The organism is Mesorhizobium sp. B2-7-1, assembly GCF_006440735.1.
GTDB lineage: Bacteria > Pseudomonadota > Alphaproteobacteria > Rhizobiales > Rhizobiaceae > Mesorhizobium.
In genome coordinates this window covers 53577-71326 of sequence record NZ_VFUA01000019.1, presented here as the reverse complement: position 1 = coordinate 71326, position 17750 = coordinate 53577, and the positions used below count along the sequence as shown (strand labels likewise).

At 64.3% G+C, this 17750-nt stretch carries 13 protein-coding genes; 9 read left to right on the top strand and 4 right to left on the bottom strand.

The genetic code is table 11. The annotated features are described in order from the left end of the window. Positions 1-375: 375 nt before the first annotated feature. On the top strand, positions 376-1542 hold the full coding sequence (locus FJ471_RS10580; RefSeq protein ID WP_140803093.1) for an ABC transporter substrate-binding protein: 1167 nt from the start codon (positions 376-378) through the stop codon (positions 1540-1542). 65 nt (positions 1543-1607) lie between these two features. Here the strand turns inward: FJ471_RS10580 and FJ471_RS10575 are convergent, their stop codons facing one another. Next, the gene (locus tag FJ471_RS10575) at positions 1608-2480 is read right to left on the bottom strand and encodes an MBL fold metallo-hydrolase (RefSeq protein ID WP_181179308.1); all 873 of its coding nucleotides are present in this window, start codon (positions 2478-2480) and stop codon (positions 1608-1610) included. 339 nt (positions 2481-2819) lie between these two features. Here FJ471_RS10575 and FJ471_RS10570 point away from each other — a divergent pair, with 339 nt between their 5' ends. The 5 genes from FJ471_RS10570 (at position 2820) to FJ471_RS10550 (ending at position 9555) form a co-directional block, all read left to right on the top strand. Continuing rightward, entirely contained in the window at positions 2820-3797 is a 978-nt protein-coding gene (locus FJ471_RS10570) for an ABC transporter permease (RefSeq protein ID WP_140803091.1), read from the top strand. 31 nt (positions 3798-3828) lie between these two features. Then, positions 3829-4833: a sugar ABC transporter substrate-binding protein gene (locus FJ471_RS10565; RefSeq protein ID WP_140803090.1), complete on the top strand. Its 1005-nt coding sequence runs from the start codon at positions 3829-3831 to the stop codon at positions 4831-4833. An 89-nt stretch (positions 4834-4922) separates the two neighbouring features. Then, positions 4923-6974 (top strand): SMP-30/gluconolactonase/LRE family protein, encoded by a 2052-nt coding sequence (locus FJ471_RS10560; RefSeq protein ID WP_246684683.1) that lies wholly within the window; start codon positions 4923-4925, stop codon positions 6972-6974. Then, a complete protein-coding gene (locus FJ471_RS10555) occupies positions 6971-8065 on the top strand; it encodes a hypothetical protein (RefSeq protein ID WP_140803089.1) in 1095 nt (364 codons plus the stop codon). The genes FJ471_RS10560 and FJ471_RS10555 overlap by 4 nt, the downstream gene beginning before the upstream one ends. After that, positions 8062-9555, top strand: a complete 1494-nt coding sequence (locus FJ471_RS10550) for a sugar ABC transporter ATP-binding protein (protein WP_140803088.1) — start codon at positions 8062-8064, stop codon at positions 9553-9555. The genes FJ471_RS10555 and FJ471_RS10550 overlap by 4 nt, the downstream gene beginning before the upstream one ends. Positions 9556-9609: 54 nt before the next feature. Here the strand turns inward: FJ471_RS10550 and FJ471_RS10545 are convergent, their stop codons facing one another. From FJ471_RS10545 to FJ471_RS10535, 3 genes are all read right to left on the bottom strand, one after another. Next, entirely contained in the window at positions 9610-10347 is a 738-nt protein-coding gene (locus FJ471_RS10545; RefSeq protein ID WP_140803087.1) for an SDR family oxidoreductase, read from the bottom strand. A gap of 26 nt (positions 10348-10373) precedes the next feature. Further along, entirely contained in the window at positions 10374-11741 is a 1368-nt protein-coding gene (locus FJ471_RS10540) for an MmgE/PrpD family protein (protein WP_140803086.1), read from the bottom strand. Positions 11742-11870: 129 nt separating this feature from the next. Continuing rightward, the gene (locus FJ471_RS10535) at positions 11871-12764 is read right to left on the bottom strand and encodes an NAD(P)-dependent oxidoreductase (RefSeq protein ID WP_140803085.1); all 894 of its coding nucleotides are present in this window, start codon (positions 12762-12764) and stop codon (positions 11871-11873) included. A gap of 217 nt (positions 12765-12981) precedes the next feature. On the opposite strand from FJ471_RS10535, the gene FJ471_RS10530 reads away from it, so the two are divergent. The 3 genes from FJ471_RS10530 (at position 12982) to FJ471_RS10520 (ending at position 17739) form a co-directional block, all read left to right on the top strand. Then, positions 12982-13944 (top strand): LysR substrate-binding domain-containing protein, encoded by a 963-nt coding sequence (locus FJ471_RS10530; protein WP_140803084.1) that lies wholly within the window; start codon positions 12982-12984, stop codon positions 13942-13944. A 342-nt stretch (positions 13945-14286) separates the two neighbouring features. Further along, the gene (locus tag FJ471_RS10525; RefSeq protein WP_246684681.1) at positions 14287-15465 is read left to right on the top strand and encodes an ABC transporter substrate-binding protein; all 1179 of its coding nucleotides are present in this window, start codon (positions 14287-14289) and stop codon (positions 15463-15465) included. Positions 15466-15564: 99 nt separating this feature from the next. Then, positions 15565-17739: a YbhB/YbcL family Raf kinase inhibitor-like protein gene (locus tag FJ471_RS10520; RefSeq protein ID WP_140803083.1), complete on the top strand. Its 2175-nt coding sequence runs from the start codon at positions 15565-15567 to the stop codon at positions 17737-17739. Positions 17740-17750 lie beyond the last annotated feature (11 nt).

Sequence of the window (17750 nt, the reverse complement as noted above, 5' to 3'; positions counted from 1 at the left end):
GAGTGACATAACAGCTATGAGCGCAGCGATTGGACGGCGTTTCGGAGCGTTGAAACGCGGGGCGACGAGGCCTGCCCGGGACGTGCCTTCATGCGCGAAGAGATCAGGCCAATTTGGCACAAAAAGTAAATAAAAATAATGAGTTAGACCGAGAATCGAGCTTCATTACGATCGCGTCGGCTATCGTGCTCGGCGGGTTTCTGCAGCGGCGTTTGGAAGGTCGCGGAACCGGTTCCGGAGCGCTGGCGCTCGCGTTGACAAGGCCGGGCAACGGGATAGCAAAATTCGAGACCGAGAGGGCGCGGGAAGCGCAGGGCAAATTGAGCGATCGGGTTGTCGGTTCATGCCCACCGATCGCAGGGAGGAAAATCAAACATGAGAAAACTCGCGACGACTTCCGCGATGTTGCTGGCCACGACGGCGTTCTGGGGGCTCGGCGTTCAAGCCGGCGCCGCGGATGAATATCTCATCGGCCTGATCGCGGGAACGACCGGCGCCTATGGTTCGACCGGCGTCGCCACCGTGAACGGCTCGCAGATGGCGGTCGATGAGGTCAACGCCGTCGGCGGTGTCGATGGCCACACCTTCAAGCTCGACCCGCATAACGACAATGCGTCGGCCACGCTGTCCGGCCAGCTCTATGAAAAGCTGATGTCGCAGGGCGCGATCGCCATTGCCGGTTCGCCGGATACGGGCCCGGTCACGGCGCAACTGGCGCAGCGCCACAAGTTCCCGACCATCGGTGTCGTCGACGATGGCGGCCTGACCGTCAATCCGGACGGTCCGACCAGCCCGCCCAATCCGTGGGTCTTCGACTTCGGCCTCAACACCTTCGCCTGGGGCGAGAAGATCGGCCAGCATGCGCTCAAGCACTGCCCCGACGGCCTTGCGGTGCTGCATGATCCATCCACCTATGGGCAGGGCGGTCTGTTCGGCATCCAGCTTGCCTATGACAAGGCCGGCAAGAAGATCGCTATGGATCACGCGATCACCGAGAACTGGTCGACGGGTGCGACCGCCGGCCTGATGCCGGAGGTCAACGCCATCAAGGCGGCGGGCATCAAATGCGTCGACGTCTGGCTGACGCCGCAGGATCAGGCCGCCTTCGTGCAGGACCTGCATTCGATCGGTTATGACGCCATCGTCTACGGCAATGACGAAACCAATGCCGACGACACCTACTCGAAGCTGGCCGGCGACCTTGCCGACGGGACCATCACCGCGATGCTGACGACAGAGCTGCATCCGGGTCCGGAACTTTTGGCGTTCAAGGACGCCTACAAGAAGAAGTTCAACGTCGATGCCACGCCGTTCTCGGCCGGCGCCTATGACAGCATCAAGATGCTGGCGCAGGTCATCAAGGACGTGAAGTCGACGAAGCCGGAAGACCTGCAGAAAGGCTTCAACGCGGTCCAGGGCTTCAAGGGCATGACCGGCACCATCGGCTTCACCGAGCAAAGCCACATCACCATCACCGCCGAGCAGGTGACGTTGGTCAAATACGACGCAAAGAGCAAGACCTGGGTCGAAGTGACCGACTGATAGTTCTCGCGAAACGGATCGGGGCCGGTCCTATCGGGCCGGCCCCATTTTTCCGTGTCCGTTTTCTAAAGCTGAACCAGCCAGGCTTCCGGCACCAGCCGGTAGCCCGCGCCAGCCTTCACCAGATGCGCGAAGCCGGGAAGGTGCAGGTGCCCGCCGGTGACGAGCAGCCGCTCGTTGGCGACATGCTCGAAGATCTTGCACCGGTTTTCATGCGCCAGCGCTTCGTCGACGTCGAACTCGCTGGTGACCTGCGGCCGCGGAATCTGGATCTCCGGCACATGCACCGTGTCGCCCCACATCACCAGCGTCTCGCCGGCCGAGTCGAGCTGATAGCCGCTATGGCCGGGCGTATGTCCAGGCAGCGGCAGCTGCCTGATGCCCGGCACCACGTCCCCGCCATTCGTCGGGCGGAAGCGGCCCCGATATGTCGTCAGCAAGGCATCCGCCGAGCCGGTATAGGGCACGGCCGCCGCCGACTTTCCGCGCTTTTCCGGATCGGACCAGAAGTCGAGATCGTCCTCGTGCACGATGATCTCGGCACGCGGGAAGAGCGGCTTGCCGGCCGTGTCGATGAGGCCGCTCGAATGGTCGGGATGGATATGCGTGAGCAGAACGGTATCGAAGTCCGCGGGCTTGAAACCGGCGGCCTCGAGATTCTGCGGCAGCAGCCCCATGGAATAGACCGTGGTCGATCCGCCGCCGGCATCGACCAGGACGGTGTTCTTGCCGGTCTCGATGACGAAGGCATTGACCGTCAGGCGCGGCTCCGTATGGCGGAACTGCTCGCGCATCAGGCCCTCCATGTCGCCGCGCTCCGTTCCGCGCAGAATGGCCACGCTGATATCGAGGAAACCGTCATTGATGACGGTGATCATGGCATCGCCCACTCGGCGTCTGTAGACCCCCGGCGTCTGTTTGCGCGGCTCTTCCGTCATCATTTCCTCCCGGTGTAAGGGGCGCCTTAGCGCCCCCGTCTGTCGGTCTGCAGTTTTGCGTGATTGGCAAGGCGGAGTGAAGCGACGAGGCTGTGCGGAATCCGGATAACAGCTATGGCGCTTATCGCATGGCAAGCCTTGCCGAACGCGTCCGGCCTTCTGCTCCCAAAGCTCCACCCAATGCCGCGCGCTATGCCCGATCCGACATGAAACATAACTGATATTCTCTGAGCGGATATGTCTTGAGCCACCCAAAAAGGGGATGGTCGCCCGGAGGAAAAGCAGGTCGCGAAGGGGGTTCGCGACCGGGCCGAAAGGCCTGGTTCGGGAGGTGGCGCAATGGCCAAGGCGCGGTTGTCGCAGGAGGGCGTGGTGTTCGCGCTCGCCGTCGCGCTGTTCGTGGTCTTTGCCGCCACGCTGAACAATTTCCTGACCGCCGGAAATTTGATCGCACTGGTACGCAGCGTCTCCATCCTCGGCATATTGGGCCTCGGCATGGGGCTGGTCGTCATCGGCCGCGGCATCGACCTTGCCATGGTGGCGACCATGGTGGTGTCGCTGTCCTGGGTGCTTTCGATGGCGCAGGCCGGCACGCCCTTCGACACGGCCCTGGTCTACGGCGCCCTGCTGGCGCTGGCGATCGGCCTGGCCAGCGGCATCCTGATCGCCTACGCCGACATACCCGCCATCTTCACGACGCTGGCGATGGGCCTCGTGATGTACGGCTCGGGACGAGCTTTCCTGTTCCAGATCGACGTCCAGAATTCGCCCGCCGGCGTCGCGTGGTTCGATGCCCTCGGGCAAGGGGCCTTTCTCGGCCTTCCGATGCCTATCGTCGCCTTCGCGGTGCTGGCCGCGCTGGTCGCGCTCGTGCTGATGCGCACGCGCTTCGGCCGCTTCGTCTATGCCGCCGGCGACAACGCGCTCGCCGCGCGCATCACCGGTCTGCCGCTGCGCCCATTGATCGTGGCGCAATATGTGATCAGCGCCCTGATCGCCTTCCTCGCCGGCGTGGTGATGGCCGCTGCCGTCTCAGGGATGAGCACCCGCGTCTACAACTCGACGATGATCTATGACGTGCTGCTGGTCGTCGTGCTCGGCGGCATCAGCCTCAGCGGCGGCCGCGGCAGCGTGCGCAACGTGCTGGTCGGAACGCTGCTGGTCGGCGTGCTCCTCAACGGCATGACCATCCTCGACATCACCTACACGACGCAGAACCTCATCAAGAGCCTGATCCTGCTGCTCGCCATCACCGTCGATAGCTTCATCAACCCGAGGGACGAGCAGACTTCGCAACAGAGCCAGGGCGACATCTGAACAGAGCTTGCAATCTCAACGGGAGGAAACCATGAAATTCAGAAGTATCCTGGCGGCCGGGCTCATGGCGCTCGGGCTGGTCGGGGCCGCTCACGCCGATGACGGCCTCGACAATCCGTCGCGCAATCCGTTCTATGACGGTCTCAAGGGCAAGCGCGTCGTCTTCATTCCGCTGGCCATGGGCTTCGACCTGACGGAAGGCTGGGCGGCGATCATGCGCAAGCAGGCGGCCGACCTCGGCTACACGCTCGAGATCCGCGACCCGAACTGGAGCACGGATGCCGGCACGCGCGCGCTGACGGCGCTGATCGCCGAGAAGCCCGACCTGATCATCGCCCACAATCCGGACGTCCAGTCCTATGCGCGCCTGCTGAAGCGCGCGATGGACGCCGGCATCAAGGTGGTCCAGCTAAATCTGGAATCGGTCGTGCCGACCGACGCCTATATCGGCGCCGATTGGTCGCGCGTCGGCTATATCGAGGCGAACGCGCTGGTGAAGCAGTGCGGCACGGGATCGGGCAAGTCCGGCAAGATCGCGATCATCCGCGGCCAGCCCACGGCAGCGTCGGATCTCTACGAGCTCTATGCCTACAAGCAGACCTTCGCCAAGGACCCGGCTATCAAGATCGTGTCCGAGCAGGCCGCCCAGTATGATCCGGCCAAGGCGCGCGCCATCATGGAAACGGTGCTCCAGCAGCATCCAGACCTCTGCGGCGTGGTCGGCAACTGGGATAACCAGGATGTCGGCGCGGGCGCTGCGATCCAGGCGGCGGGCAAGGCCAACGACGTCTATGTCGTGACCTCGGGCGGCGGCAACCAGATCGGTTGCGACAACATCCAGAAGGGGCTGCTGGACCTGATCATCAGCTATGACGTGCCGCTGCAGGGCAACGCGATCAACCAGCAGATCGTCCAGACGCTGCTGTCGCCCGCCAAGGCCGGTGAATCGAAGACCTCCTACTACACGCCGCTGACGCTGCTGACCAAGGACAATATCGGTCCGCGCACCTGCTGGTCGCTCGACCAGTTGAAGTGAGCCGGGGCAAGTCAATCAGCATCATGTCCAGCGACACCCTAGCGTCACTGCGCTCGCGCTATCTCCCCGATCAAATGATCGGGGAGATCATGTCCAAGCGATGGGTCGACAACGCCATCCCTTTCACCGCGCTGGCTCTGACGGTGCTGGTGATGGGATCGATCATTCCCGATTTCCTCTCGCTGTCCAGCCTGTCGGATCTGGCGCGCCAGTTCGCCGAATTCGGGCTTGTCGTCCTGGCGCTCACCGTCGTCATGATCTCGGGCGGCATCGACCTCTCGGTGGCCTCGGTCTTTTCGCTTGCCGTACTGTTCTCGCTCATCGGCGTGAATGTCTACGAGCTGCCGGTGCCGGCGGTTCTCGCTGGCATTCTCGTCATGGGAATGATCTGCGGCGCCATCAACGGCGTGCTGATCGGCTATCTGCGGCTGCGCGCCTTCCTGACGACGCTGGTCAGTCTGATCATCTTTCGCTCGCTCTACGAGATCGTCTTCGTGCGCATGTCCACCTCGATCATGTCGGGGTTCTCGATGTCGGATCTGTGGGTGTTCATCGGCGAAGGCACGGTGCTCGGAGTTCCGGTGTCGCTGGTGATCACGCTGATCATCGCGCTCGCCTGGCATCTGGTGCTGTCGCGCATGCGGCCCGGCTGGCGGCTGACGGCCGTCGGCGGGGCGCGCCGCTCGGCCTTCAATGCCGGCATCGACGTGCGCTTCATGGTGTTCCTCACCTATGTCGCGTCGAGCACCATGTGCGCGCTCGCCGGCTTCCTGTTCGCGGCCCGGCTCGGCAGCACGGGATCCGACACCGGCGTCGGCCTGGAGGTTCAGGCGCTGACCGCCGCGGTGCTCGGCGGCACCGCCATCGGTGGCGGCCGCGGCTCCGTCGCCAAGGCAATCATCGGCAGCCTGCTCGTGCTCATGCTGACCAACGGCCTGATCAATCTCGGCATCAGCGGTCCGATAAATTCAACGATCCTCGGCGCGATCCTTTTGCTCGCCGTCTTCGTCGACATGCGTTGGCAGAAGCACCGCCACCGCATCCTCGCCAAGGTCTATGTCTCGCCCGCCTATCTGTCGTTGCCGCCTTCGCCGCAAGTCGATGCGCCAGGCTCCCCCTATGTGCTCAACGACCGGCTGCGCTCCGTCGAGATCATCGGCCTCGGCGCGATCGAAGGGCCGGAGGACGTCATCCTCGATCGCGACGACAATCTCTATTGCGGCACGCGCCACGGCGACATCGTGCGCTTCTTCGGTCCCGACCATAAGCGCTCCGAGGTGTTCGCGCATATCGGCGGCCACCCGCTCGGCATGGCCTTCGACAAGATCGGCAATCTGCTCGTCTGCATCGGCGGCATGGGGCTTTTCCAGGTGGCGCCCGACAAGACGGTCACCAAGCTGACCGACGAGACGAACCGCAGCTGGTTCTCGGTGGTGGACGATTCGCGCCTTCGGCTGGCCGACGACGTCGATGTCGCGCCGGACGGCCGCATCTATTTCAGCGAGGCGACCATTCGCTACGAGCAGGAGGACTGGGCGACTGACGCGCTCGAGAGCCGCGCCAGCGGCCGCATCATCTGCTACGATCCGCGCACCGGCAAGACGCACACGGAAATCCCGAAACTGGTGTTCGCCAACGGCGTCGCCATGTGCGCCGACGGGCAATCCTTCATGTTCGCGGAGAGCTGGACCTGCTCGATCAGCCGCTACTATTTCGACGGTCCGAAGAAGGGCAAGGTCGAGAAGGTGATCTCCAACCTTCCGGGCTACCCGGACAACATCAACCGGTCTTCCGACGGCAATTACTGGCTGGCGCTGCTCGGCATGCGCGGACCCGCGCTCGATCTGGCGCTGCGCATGCCAGGCTTCCGCAAGCGGATGGCCCGTCGCGTCGCGCCCGACCAGTGGCTCTATCCCAACATCAACACCGGCTGCGTGGTGAAGTTCAACGAGAAGGGCGAGATCCTCGACAATCTCTGGGACCTCGGCGGCCTCAACCATCCCATGATCACCTCGATGCGCGAGCATCGCGGCTGGCTCTATCTCGGCGGCGTCTCCAACAATCGCATCGGTCGCTACCGCCTGCCCGATGCCGATCCGAACTGGTGCGCGCAGGACGCCTATTGGGGCGCACGCTCATGATCGCCGCCATCTATAAAGCCTGGGCCAATTTTCGCGGCTTCGATCTCACCGGCAGCACCGTGCCGCCGATGGACGGGCCCCTGCGCCCGAACGCCAAGCTGGATGCGATGCCGGTGCTGATGCAGCTCGACGGCGTCGACAATCTCACGGCCGCGCATGACGGCATGCTCTGCTCTTCCGGCAACGATCTGCTGACGCTGTCGACCGCCGGCGATGCCTCGCAATTTGAGCTGAGCGCACGTTGTTCGATGGAGGGACCGGTGACCAGCATCGCCGCCCTGGGCGAAAGCCTGGCGATCGCGGTGGAAGGACGCGGAATTCTCCTGGAAAGCCCCGGCGCCGCCTCGCGGCCGCTGGCCATCGAAGGCCTCAACCCATCTTGCGTGACGGCCATGGCCTTCGCCGATCCAACGACATTGTTCGTCGCCGTCGGATCGGATCGCCACGCGGCGAGCGAGTGGAAGCGCGACCTGATGACCAAGTCGGCGAGCGGCTCGGTGTGGCGGATCGACACCGGCAGCGGCCGCGCCGAACGGCTTCTGGGCGGGCTGGAGTTCGCTGCAGGGCTGGCGCTTTCGGGAAAGGACATCTTCGTCGCCGAAGCGTGGCGGCATCGCGTCCTTGCGCTGACGGGCGGCTCGCAGCCCCGCGTCGCGCTCGCGGCTCTGCCAGCCTATCCGGGCCGCATGACGCCATCGGCTTCGGGCGGCTTTTGGCTGGCGATGTTCGCGCCGCGCAATCCGCTGGTCGAATTCGTGCTCAAGGAGGACGAATACCGGCGCCGCATGGTCGACACGATCGAGCCGGCCTACTGGATCGCGCCGGCGCTGGCGACCGGAAAGAGCTTTCTCGAACCGATCCAGGGCGGCGCTCGCAAGAAGCTCAACATGCTCAAGCCGTGGTCGCCGACATGGTCCACCGGCCTGGTGGTGCGATGCGACGATCGCATGGCCATGCTGCGCAGCTACCAGAGCCGCGCCGATGGCGATGTCCATGGCGTGACGTCGCTCTGCGAGGCAGGCGGCAGGTTGATCGCCGGCGCCAAGGGCTCGGGCAAGATCGTGGCAATCGACGACGAGACGGCGGCATGAATTCACTGGTTCAATTGCGCGGGGTGTCCAAGGACTTCCGCGGCGTGCTCGCGATCTCGGACGTCAACCTCGACGTCCGTCCGGGCGAGATCCATGCCATCCTCGGCGAGAACGGCGCCGGTAAGTCGACGCTGATGAAGGTGCTTGCCGGCGTCTATCAGCCGTCCTCGGGCGAGATGGTCCTGGACGGCAAGCCGACGGTTTTCAACTCGCCCTCCGACGCGCTGGCGCACGGCGTCGCCATGGTCTTCCAGGAGACCAACCTGGTTCCGTCCATGTCGGTGGCGCAGAACATCTATCTTGGCGACGAAAAGCTCTTCAACCGCCTGCGCGGCCTCAACATCCAGGCGCAGCGCTATCTGTTGTCGCTTAATTTCTACGTCGATCCCACCTCGCAGGTTTCCACCCTGGGCGCCGGCAAGAAGCAGATGGTCGAGATCGCCCGCGCCGTGCACCACCATGCCCGGCTGATCATCTTCGACGAGCCGACGGCGACGCTGACGCCGGAAGAAAAATTCCACTTCTTCAACCTGGCCCGCCGGCTGAAGGAGCAGGGCATCGCGATCATCTTCATCAGCCACGCGCTGGAGGAAGCGCTTTACCTGTCGGACCGCATCACCGTGATGCGCGACGCCAAGGTCGTCGTCACCGACGACACGCGCAATTTCGACCGCGATCGCATCGTGCAGGCGATGGTCGGGCGAAGCCTGTCCGGCGAGCTCTACGCCGGCGACCAGCGCAAGGCGCGGCCGATGGGCAACAAGATCCTGAGCGTCGAGAACCTCTCTATGGGCAACACGGTCCGCAACACCTCCTTCTCGGTGTTCGCGGGTCAGGTCACCGGCATGTTCGGCCTGGTCGGCGCAGGACGGACGGAGACGATGAAGATTGTCGCCGGCGTCTTGAAGCGGGACTATTTTCACGGCGGCACGGTGCGCTTCGAGGACCGGCCGGTCCGCTACCGAACGCCGCGCCCCGCGGTGCGCGACGGCATCGTCTATGTCACCGAGGACCGCAAGATCGAGGGCTTCTTCGAGACGATGACAATTGCCGCAAACGTCCAGCTCGGCGCGCTGGCGACCGGCATCAATCCGCTGACGGTGGTCACGCCGAGCGACGCACGCAAGCTTGCCACGGCCTGGACCAAGCGGCTGGGCGTAAAGGCGATCGACGCCGACGCGCGCGTGATCGAGCTGTCCGGCGGCAACCAGCAGAAGGTGGTGTTGTCGAAAGCCCTGATCCAGAAGCCGAAACTGGTCGTCCTGGACGAGCCGACGCGCGGCGTGGATGTCGGCACCATCGTCGAGATCCACAACTTCATCAACGAGCTTGCCGACAGCGGCATGGCGGTGGTGGTGATCTCGTCCTATCTGCCCGAGATCCTCGCTCTCTCGGACCGCATCCTCGTTGCGCGGCAGGGACGCGTTGTCGAGGAGATGGACATCGCCGAGGCAACCGAAAGCCGCATCATGTACGCCGCCGTGCACTGAACCGGCTGGCAGCAGCCGGTTCAGGGGCGGACGACTACAGCCGTTGGTCGGGACCTACCATCTGTTCGTCGGCAGCACGAACATCTGCGCGATCTGGACATGCGGCGGCTGGCTCAGCGCGAACATCACGCAGCGCGCCACATCCTCGGGATCGAGCGCCATGCCGAAGCGTTCGAAATATTGCCGCGCCGCTTCCTCGTCGCCGCGGTGCCGGGTCGTGACGATGTTGGTGCGCGTCAGGCCGGGCATGATCTCGATGACGCGCAGCGGGGTCTCCGCGAGCTCGCCGCGGATGATGTCGCTCAGCATGTGCACGCCGGCCTTGCTGGCGGAGTAGGGCGCCTGCTCGGGCACGATCCGGAGCGCGCTGATCGAGCTCATATTGACGATGTCGCCGCGGCCCCGCGCGACCATGCCTGGCAGGATCGCGCGCGTCACGCGCATCAGGCCGATCAGATTGGTCTCGATGATCGCGGACCAATCGTCCGGCGATCCCTGGTCGAAGCGAATGCGGCCGCCGATATCGTGGCCGGCATTGTTGACCAGTATGTCGATGTCGCGGAATTCCGCCGGCACTTGCTCCAGGCAAGCATCGACGGCCGACGCGTCGGCAATGTCCAGCGGAAGCGGAAAGACCTCGCCGCCCAACTGGCTCGCCAACGCCTGAAGCGTGTCGGCCTGCCGGTCCGCAAGCACGATGCGCGCGCCCTCGGCCCTGAGGCTTGTCGCGATGGCGCGGCCGATGCCGCTCGCCGCGCCGGTAACGAAAGCTGTCCTCTGCCGAACTGTCATTCAGACCCCTCCACGGGCCTTGGCGTTCAAGCGGCTTTTCGCTGCTTCGCCTTTTCCTTGGTGGCGCAGAGCGGCATCAGCCGGCCGGCATCCTTCTTGGAGTCCAACCGGTCGACAAAGTCCTCGATCGATCGTGCCACCTCGTCGCCCACGATCGGCGCGGCAGCCAACTGGAAGCGCTCGCGGATTTCGGCTTCGGTGGCCGGTATGACGTCCTGAAGGCCCATCGACAGCTGCCGCCCGTCGCCGAGGACGACATCGATACTGGCGCCTTGCCTGGCCGGAAACTGCGCCGTCAGTTCCTCGCTCGCCGAGAGATCGCAGGCATCGATCAGCCGCAGCGTCTCCTTGTCCCGCAGGTCCCAGTAATTGTCTTCCGACAGGTGGCCGCTGGCGAACACCGCCGCAACGCCATAGGGAATGCTCATCTTGGCCTGAAGCGAACGCTCGAAGGGTCCGGTGTTGTCGCATCCCGGATAGGCCGCGGCGGCGGCGGGGACGCGGATACGGATCCTTTCGACGGGCGCGGCGCCGGGGCCGATCATCTCGACGAGCTTCAGCGCGGTCTGGCAGGCCGTCTGGGCGAAATTACAGGCGGGCGCCGCCTTGTGGTAAACGGCCAGGATATCGGCCTCGCCATCGGGGAAGAGCTGCACCGGCCCCGGCATCGGCCGGCGCGCGAAGGCGGCGAAATAGCCGGATTTTCCCTCGAGCGCGTCCGGACTGCCATAGGCGCCGGCGGCCGCAAGCTGGACGGCCATCCATGCATTGCGCGCGGCGAAGCCGGGATGGAAGAACATGTCCGATCCGCCGCTCTGCGGCCACTGGTTCAGGCCGGAAGACGTGTTGGCGGCAAAGGCGATCGCTGCCGCGGTCTGCTTCTTGTCGAGGCCGAGCAGCCGCGCGGCGCCGCTTCCCGCGCCGATCGGAGCCACCAGTCCCGTCGGCCTGAACAGCGTCGAAAGCTCCCGGTCGATCAGCATCCGGCCGAGCCTGCCGCCGACCTCGTAGGCGACGATCGCCGCCCGCAGCAGATCCGCCCCCGAAACCGTCTTCGTCTCGGCCAGCGCCAGGAGCAGCGGCCAGACGACGACGCCGTGATGGCATACGGAGCCGGCATGCATGTCCTCGCGGACCAGTCCATGCCCCTTGACCGCGTTGACGAAAGCCGCATCTGCTGGTGTGGCCTGCCGGGTTTCGCCGATGATGTGGCCGCCGCGCGCCGGCGTCACCGCGGCCAGCGCCTGCTGGCTCGGATCGAGCGCGGACGCCTCGAAGGCGCAGCCGAGGAAATCGAGCAGGCAAAGCTTGGCCTTGGCGGTAGCGGCCGGGCTGAACAGTTCCAACGGCAGGTCGCCCAGGGTGTCAGCCAATTGCTTCGTGAAGCTTGCCATCCCAAGTCCTCCGCGGTTCCTGCCCTTTTAGAGCAATTCCAGGAAAAGTGTGGAGCGGTTTTCCGTCCGGAATTGCATAAAAACAAAGACTTAGAGCGGCTCAGCGGCTCCGTGAAGCGCCGAGCCGCTCTAGGCGCGGATTTCTATTCCCGCCCATTCTTCGACGATGCGCACCATCGAGGTGAAGTCCGAGTCCGGTCCGAAACGGGCATTCGTGGCGGCGAGCATCTGCCTCACCAGCGATCCCGCGACCATCGGCACGCCCAGATTTTCCGCCTCGTCGACGCACATGCGAACGTCCTTGTAGGAAAGGGCGGTCGCGAAACCGAAATCGAACGTTCCCGGCAGCACCGCGCGGGGGAACTTGTCCTGGGTGGCGCTGTTGCGGCCGCTCGACGCATTGATGATGTCGCACATGATGCGCGGGTCTAGTCCGGACTTCACACCCATCGCAAGCGCTTCGGCGGAGAGCAGGATGACGGCCGCCGCGATCATGTTGTTGCCGAGCTTGGCGACCTGCGCCGTGCCGGCGTTTTCGCCACAGTAGAACCGCTTGCCGAAATTGGCCAGCACAGGCTCGATCTCGTCGAATACCGATTTCTTGCACGAAACCATCACCGCGAGCGAGCCGTTGCTGGCTCCGGCGATGCCGCCCGAAACCGGTGCGTCGACCCAGGCGATGCCGCGGCCGGCCAACTCCGCCGCGATGGTCTTGGCCATGCTGGGCCCGGTCGTCGACAGGTCGATCACCACCTTGGCCTTCGAACCCGATGTCAGGCCGTCGGCGCCGAGCACCACGTCCTTGACGATGGGCGGCGTCGGCAGGCTGCAGAACACCACCTCGGCCTCGTCCGCGACGGCGGCGGCCGTGGCGGCGACGCTTATCGAATTGCCCGGCAGGTCTGCGGCGGCATCCGGCCTGCGATCATGGACGATGACGTGGTGGCCTGCTTCCGCAAGCCGTCTTACCATGGGCGCGCCCATGCGGCCGAGCCCAACGAACCCAAGCGTTCGAGTTTGCAAAGTTTTTACTCCGGGAAGGCCGTGCTCGTTCAGAGGGCCATGGGCTAGCAAATAAGCCAATTCCGGAGCGCAGCATAAGCTTCGCTCGCCGCATAACAGCTTTGCAGCGCGCCGGTTGGGCCTCACTTGTCAACCATCGCCTTGTGTCCCAAACTCCGGCGTTTGCCGCGTGCTTCGACAATGCGGTTACCGCATTCGAGCCAGAGGCCGCATTTACATGTTCGATCTGAAGCAACTGCAGCTGTTCACCGCCGTGGCCGAGTTCGGCAGTTTCTCGCGCGCGGCGGTGGCGCTCTCCATCAGCCAGCCGGTGCTCAGCCGGCAGATCAAGTCGCTGGAGGACAAGGTCGGCGTCGCGCTGCTCTACCGCAACGGCCGCGGCATCGTGCTTACGGAAGCCGGCAAGATCCTGCAGAGCTACGCCGTGGCATTGCTCGAGCAGGCCGCGCGCGCCGAGACGGAACTGGCGGCGCTGCGCTCGAACCCGCGCGGCACGATCGTGCTGGGAATGCCGCCATCGGTCGGCGTCGTGCTGACGGCGCCCTTGGTGCAGAATTTCCGTGCCCAGTTCCCCCAGGTGAGCCTGCGGGTGATCGAAGGCTTCAGCGGCCATCTGCTCGAATGGCTGGTGATGGGCAAGATCGACGTCGCGGTCCTGTACAACGCTCCGAGGATGAACAACCTTCTGGCTGAGCCCATTCTGCGCGACGAGCTGTTCCTGCTCGGCGCCAAGAGCGACCCGCACAATCTCGGGCCCGGTCCGGTCGACGCCGACGTGATGTCCCGCTTGCCGATGATCCTGCCGGCAAGGCCGCATGGGCTGCGCGTGGTTCTGGATCACATCCTCGGATCCGCCGGCATCGAGCCCAACATCGAAGTCGAGGTCGACGCCATGCCTTCGACCTTGCGGCTTGTCGAAGCCGGGATAGGCTACACCATCCTGTCCTATTCGAGCTGCCACAACCTCGTCGCAGAAGGCAGGATCAACTACTGGCGCATCCGTAACCCGCCGATCGAGCGGGAGCTGCTTCTGGCGACATCCAGCCAGCGGCCGACCACGACGGTCATACGCGCGCTGACGACCCTCATCCGCGATGAGGTGCGCATCCTGCGCAAGCTGGGAGTCTGGGAGCCGCGCCAGCCCTCCCCAGCCCCCGATCTTGCCGCTGACGCCGGATAGACGGACGAAGCCGGCAAGGCCGGTTTCGCGGCCAGTCCAATGGCGACGGGAAAGTTCGAAAATCAGCGGCAGGAACGCCATGGCCGCCGCATGCGACCCCACTGCGTGGCCGGAGGGCGGCCTGTCCGCCATTCGCGCGCGATCAGCCGGGCGGGGGCGCAAGATCGCTTTGCTTGAGCTCCGCTGTCGCGGGTGGAGCGTCATCGGCCCCATAGCAAGCGCGTATATCATGCATTCCAAAAATGTATTACCTCCAAAGCCCCGATTGCCCGATAGTCCCCCTTGGGTTCCAGTGAACTCAACGTGCCGACGGTCCAACGCCCGGCGCCAAGGGAGGAAAAATTGACGATATTCGCAACCATGTTGCGATCGCTTGCCGTTGTCGCAACGATCGCCGGCATCACCCCAGCTTTTGCCGGTGGTGTGGATGAATTGCCCAAGAACGTCCAGGATGAGCTCTACAACAAAGACATGATGGATCCGATGCAGCCGCTCGCGGAAAGCGCCTACCGGGACTGGAAGCCGAAGAAAGGGCCGCCGTGGACGATCGGCTACGCCAGCTCCTATGCCGGCAACACATGGCGCGCCGACGTCATGAAGCGGCTGCAGGAAGAGATCATTCCGAAATGGAAGAAGCTCGGTCTGGTCAAGGATGTCATCATCACCCAGTCGAACCTCAACGATTCCACGCAGATCCAGCAGATGCGGCAGCTGGTGGACCAGGGCGTCGACGCGATCATCGTCTGCTGCTCCAACCCGACCTCGCTGAACCAGACGGTCGAATATGCCCACCAGCGCGACGTCCCGGTCTTTTCCGCGGTCGGCTATCTCACCTCGCCCTATGCCGTGAACACTTCGGCGAATTTCGTCGTGGGCGGCAGCATGCTCGGCGAATGGATGGCCAAGCAGATCAATGGCAAGGGCAATGTCCTGATCGTCGAAGGCATTCCCGGCGCGTCGGCGTCGGATTCGCAGAATGTCGGCGTCCTGAAGGCGCTGGCGAAATACCCCGACATCAAGGTCGTGGGCCAGGTCGCCGGCATGTGGACGGATCAGGTCGCCCAGTCCGAAATCCAGAAATGGCTGGCCACCAATCCGGGCGATCTCAACGGCATCATCATCCAGTCGGCATCCGAGCTCGGTGCCTTGCGCGCGCTGCAGCAGAGCGGCCGCGACATGGTTCCATTCTCGATCGGCGGCGAGATCGGCGCCCTGTGCTACTGGCGCAACAACAAGGACTTCATCTCCCAGGCGATCCACGCCTGGCCTCCGGGCGACGACTTCGAGTTCGGCTGGAACGTCATGATGCGCACGCTTGAAGGCCAGGGCCCGAAAATCCAGTCCATCCTGACCAAGCCGCAAATCATGACCTACGACCAGCTCGAGAAGGCTGTCCCGGCCGATTGCAGCGAAGACTCCGACGGCTGGTACAATGTCGGCGCGGAAAACTGGGCAAGCAAGGACTACCTCGACCAGTTCTTCCTGCGCCCGGCCGATCCCGAGGCGTTCAAGGCGAACTGACCGCAACAAGGCTCGGCCACCCCGTCGACCGCGACGGGGTGGCCTTCCCTTTATTCTATGCAAGTCTAGCCGACCTCCGCCGGCAAACTGGACCCATGAATGTCGTACCCCACGGTTGAACTCTCTTCGGTCAGGAAGACTTTCGGGCCAACCGTCGCGCTCGGCGGCTGCAACCTGACGGCCTATGCGGGAGAGGTTCATGCGATCATTGGCGGCAACGGCTCGGGCAAGAGCACGCTGGCGAAGGTCATATCCGGCGTGCTGATTCCGGACAGCGGCCAGGTTTCGATCCTCGGAAAGTCCGCGACGTCCCCGCATGAGGCGCGCCAGCTCGGCATCTCCAATGTGTTTCAGGAGGTGCTCGTCGCCGACGAGTGCTCGGTTCTGGACAACCTCTACCTGGGCGCCGACGGCCTTCTCGGCTCTTCCATGAACCGGGAGGAAAAAGAGACGAAAGCCGCCGCGTTGATGCGTGAGCTCCTCGGCTTTGACATCGACCTTTCCGGGCTGGTCGGCGAGTTGCCCCTGAGCATCAAGCAGTGGGTGACGATAGCCAGGGCCCTGCTCACAGATCCCAAGGTGCTGATCCTCGACGAGTCGTCGGCGGCGCTCGACTTCGATTCCACGGAGAGGCTGTTCCGCAAGATGCGGCAGCTGAAGCAGCGCGGGGCGAGCATCCTGATCGTCACCCACCGCATCGCGGAACTGGTGCGCATCGCCGACCGCGCGACCGTTTTGCGCGACGGCGTCGATGTCGGCAAGCTGGCCAGGGAAGAGATCACCGAAGCCAGGATCCTCGAGCTGATCGCTGGCGCCGAGCGCAGCGGCACAAGCCGCGATCAGCCCTTGCCGGAGCGGCTCGGCGACCGCCCGGTTCTGCGCGCGACGGACTTTCGCATCTGGCCGGATGCAGCCCCCATCGACTTCACCCTCTATCCCGGCGAGGTCGTCGGCATCACCGGGTTGGACGGGCAGGGGCAGGCGGATTTCGTGAGATGCATCGCGGGCATACAGTCTCCGGTCGGCGGCCGGCTGGTCGTTGTCAATGACGGCAAGGCCAGCGAGGTCACGGATCTGGCCTCGGCGCGACGCAACAACATCAGCTACGTCAGCGGCGATCGCAAGAAAGAGGGCATCTTCGCCAACCTGAGTATTTTCGAGAACTTGCTGCTTCCCGTGTACCGCGAATACCGTTCCGGCGGGGTCCTCAACCTCATCAACCGCACCAAGCTGACGCCGGTGTTCGAGTGGGAATCCAGCAAGCTGGCCGTCAAAATGGGGAGTGCCCAGAACCTGATCACGTCGCTGTCCGGCGGCAACCAGCAGAAGGTGCTGATCGCGCGGTCCTTTGCCGAGAAGCCGGTGGCTCTGGTCCTGAACGATCCGGCCCGCGGCATCGACGTTGGCGCCAAGCTCGATCTCTATCGCAATCTCAAGGAATTCGCCGCCCGCGGCAACGCGGTGATCTTCCTGTCGAGCGAGCTGGAGGAATTCCTGAACCTGTGCACGCGGGTCCATGTGTTTCGCAACGGCGCGATATCGTCGGATTTCGAGCCGCCCTTCGAGGGTCACGCCATCCTCAACGCAATGTTCGGTCGCCGCGCGACGGCGCGTTTGCCTGGCGAGGCCGCAAACGAGAATGGCCAGGCCAGCCCGGCGGCTCTCCCGCAGAGCCATAGCCCGACGCTCGAGCAGGGTAGGCCGGTGCCGAGGCCTGTGAAGCTCTTGAAACAGGAGGTGAACCCCATGGCGGCAACACCGTCTTTTGTGCTGAGTTGTCATGATATCCCGCCGGGGAGCATCATTCCCGACCGGTTCGCCGAGGACAACCGGCTCTCGCCCGGCCTTGTCTGGTCGGGTCCGCCGGACGGCACGCGCAGTTTTGCCCTCGCCATCACCGATCCCGACCTGCCGGAAGCATTCAATTTTCCACGCTCGTTTGCGCATTGGCTGGTGGCCGACATCCCGGCCGACGTCCGTCAGTTGCCCGAAGGCGCCAGCGGCAGCTCGCGATTGCCGCGGGGGGCGACCGAGTTCAACAGTGATTTCGTGACATTCAAGATCCCGGGGTTCGGCAGGGGCTACGGGGGCCCGTGGCCGCCAGACCGGGCGCACCGGTACTTCTTCACCCTCTATGCTCTCAAGGTAGACAAGGTCGAGTTGCCCGCCGACGCCGATCTTGGAGCATTTGCGGCCGCGATCATGCCGGTGGCCATCGATGCAGCGTCTTTCGTGGCAGTCTACGGGCCGGCGAAGAAGTCATTGCCCGGTTAGGAACGGGTCAG

Excerpts from the sequence above, each read along its gene's own strand:
- FJ471_RS10580 (WP_140803093.1), top strand. The coding sequence starts at position 376 with ATGAGAAAACTCGCGACGACTTCCGCGATGTTGCTGGCCACGACGGCG.
- FJ471_RS10575 (WP_181179308.1), bottom strand. The coding sequence starts at position 2,480 with ATGACGGAAGAGCCGCGCAAACAGACGCCGGGGGTCTACAGACGCCGA.
- FJ471_RS10570 (WP_140803091.1), top strand. The coding sequence starts at position 2,820 with ATGGCCAAGGCGCGGTTGTCGCAGGAGGGCGTGGTGTTCGCGCTCGCC.
- FJ471_RS10565 (WP_140803090.1), top strand. The coding sequence starts at position 3,829 with ATGAAATTCAGAAGTATCCTGGCGGCCGGGCTCATGGCGCTCGGGCTG.
- FJ471_RS10560 (WP_246684683.1), top strand. The coding sequence starts at position 4,923 with ATGTCCAAGCGATGGGTCGACAACGCCATCCCTTTCACCGCGCTGGCT.
- FJ471_RS10555 (WP_140803089.1), top strand. The coding sequence starts at position 6,971 with ATGATCGCCGCCATCTATAAAGCCTGGGCCAATTTTCGCGGCTTCGAT.
- FJ471_RS10550 (WP_140803088.1), top strand. The coding sequence starts at position 8,062 with ATGAATTCACTGGTTCAATTGCGCGGGGTGTCCAAGGACTTCCGCGGC.
- FJ471_RS10545 (WP_140803087.1), bottom strand. The coding sequence starts at position 10,347 with ATGACAGTTCGGCAGAGGACAGCTTTCGTTACCGGCGCGGCGAGCGGC.
- FJ471_RS10540 (WP_140803086.1), bottom strand. The coding sequence starts at position 11,741 with ATGGCAAGCTTCACGAAGCAATTGGCTGACACCCTGGGCGACCTGCCG.
- FJ471_RS10530 (WP_140803084.1), top strand. The coding sequence starts at position 12,982 with ATGTTCGATCTGAAGCAACTGCAGCTGTTCACCGCCGTGGCCGAGTTC.
- FJ471_RS10520 (WP_140803083.1), top strand. The coding sequence starts at position 15,565 with ATGTCGTACCCCACGGTTGAACTCTCTTCGGTCAGGAAGACTTTCGGG.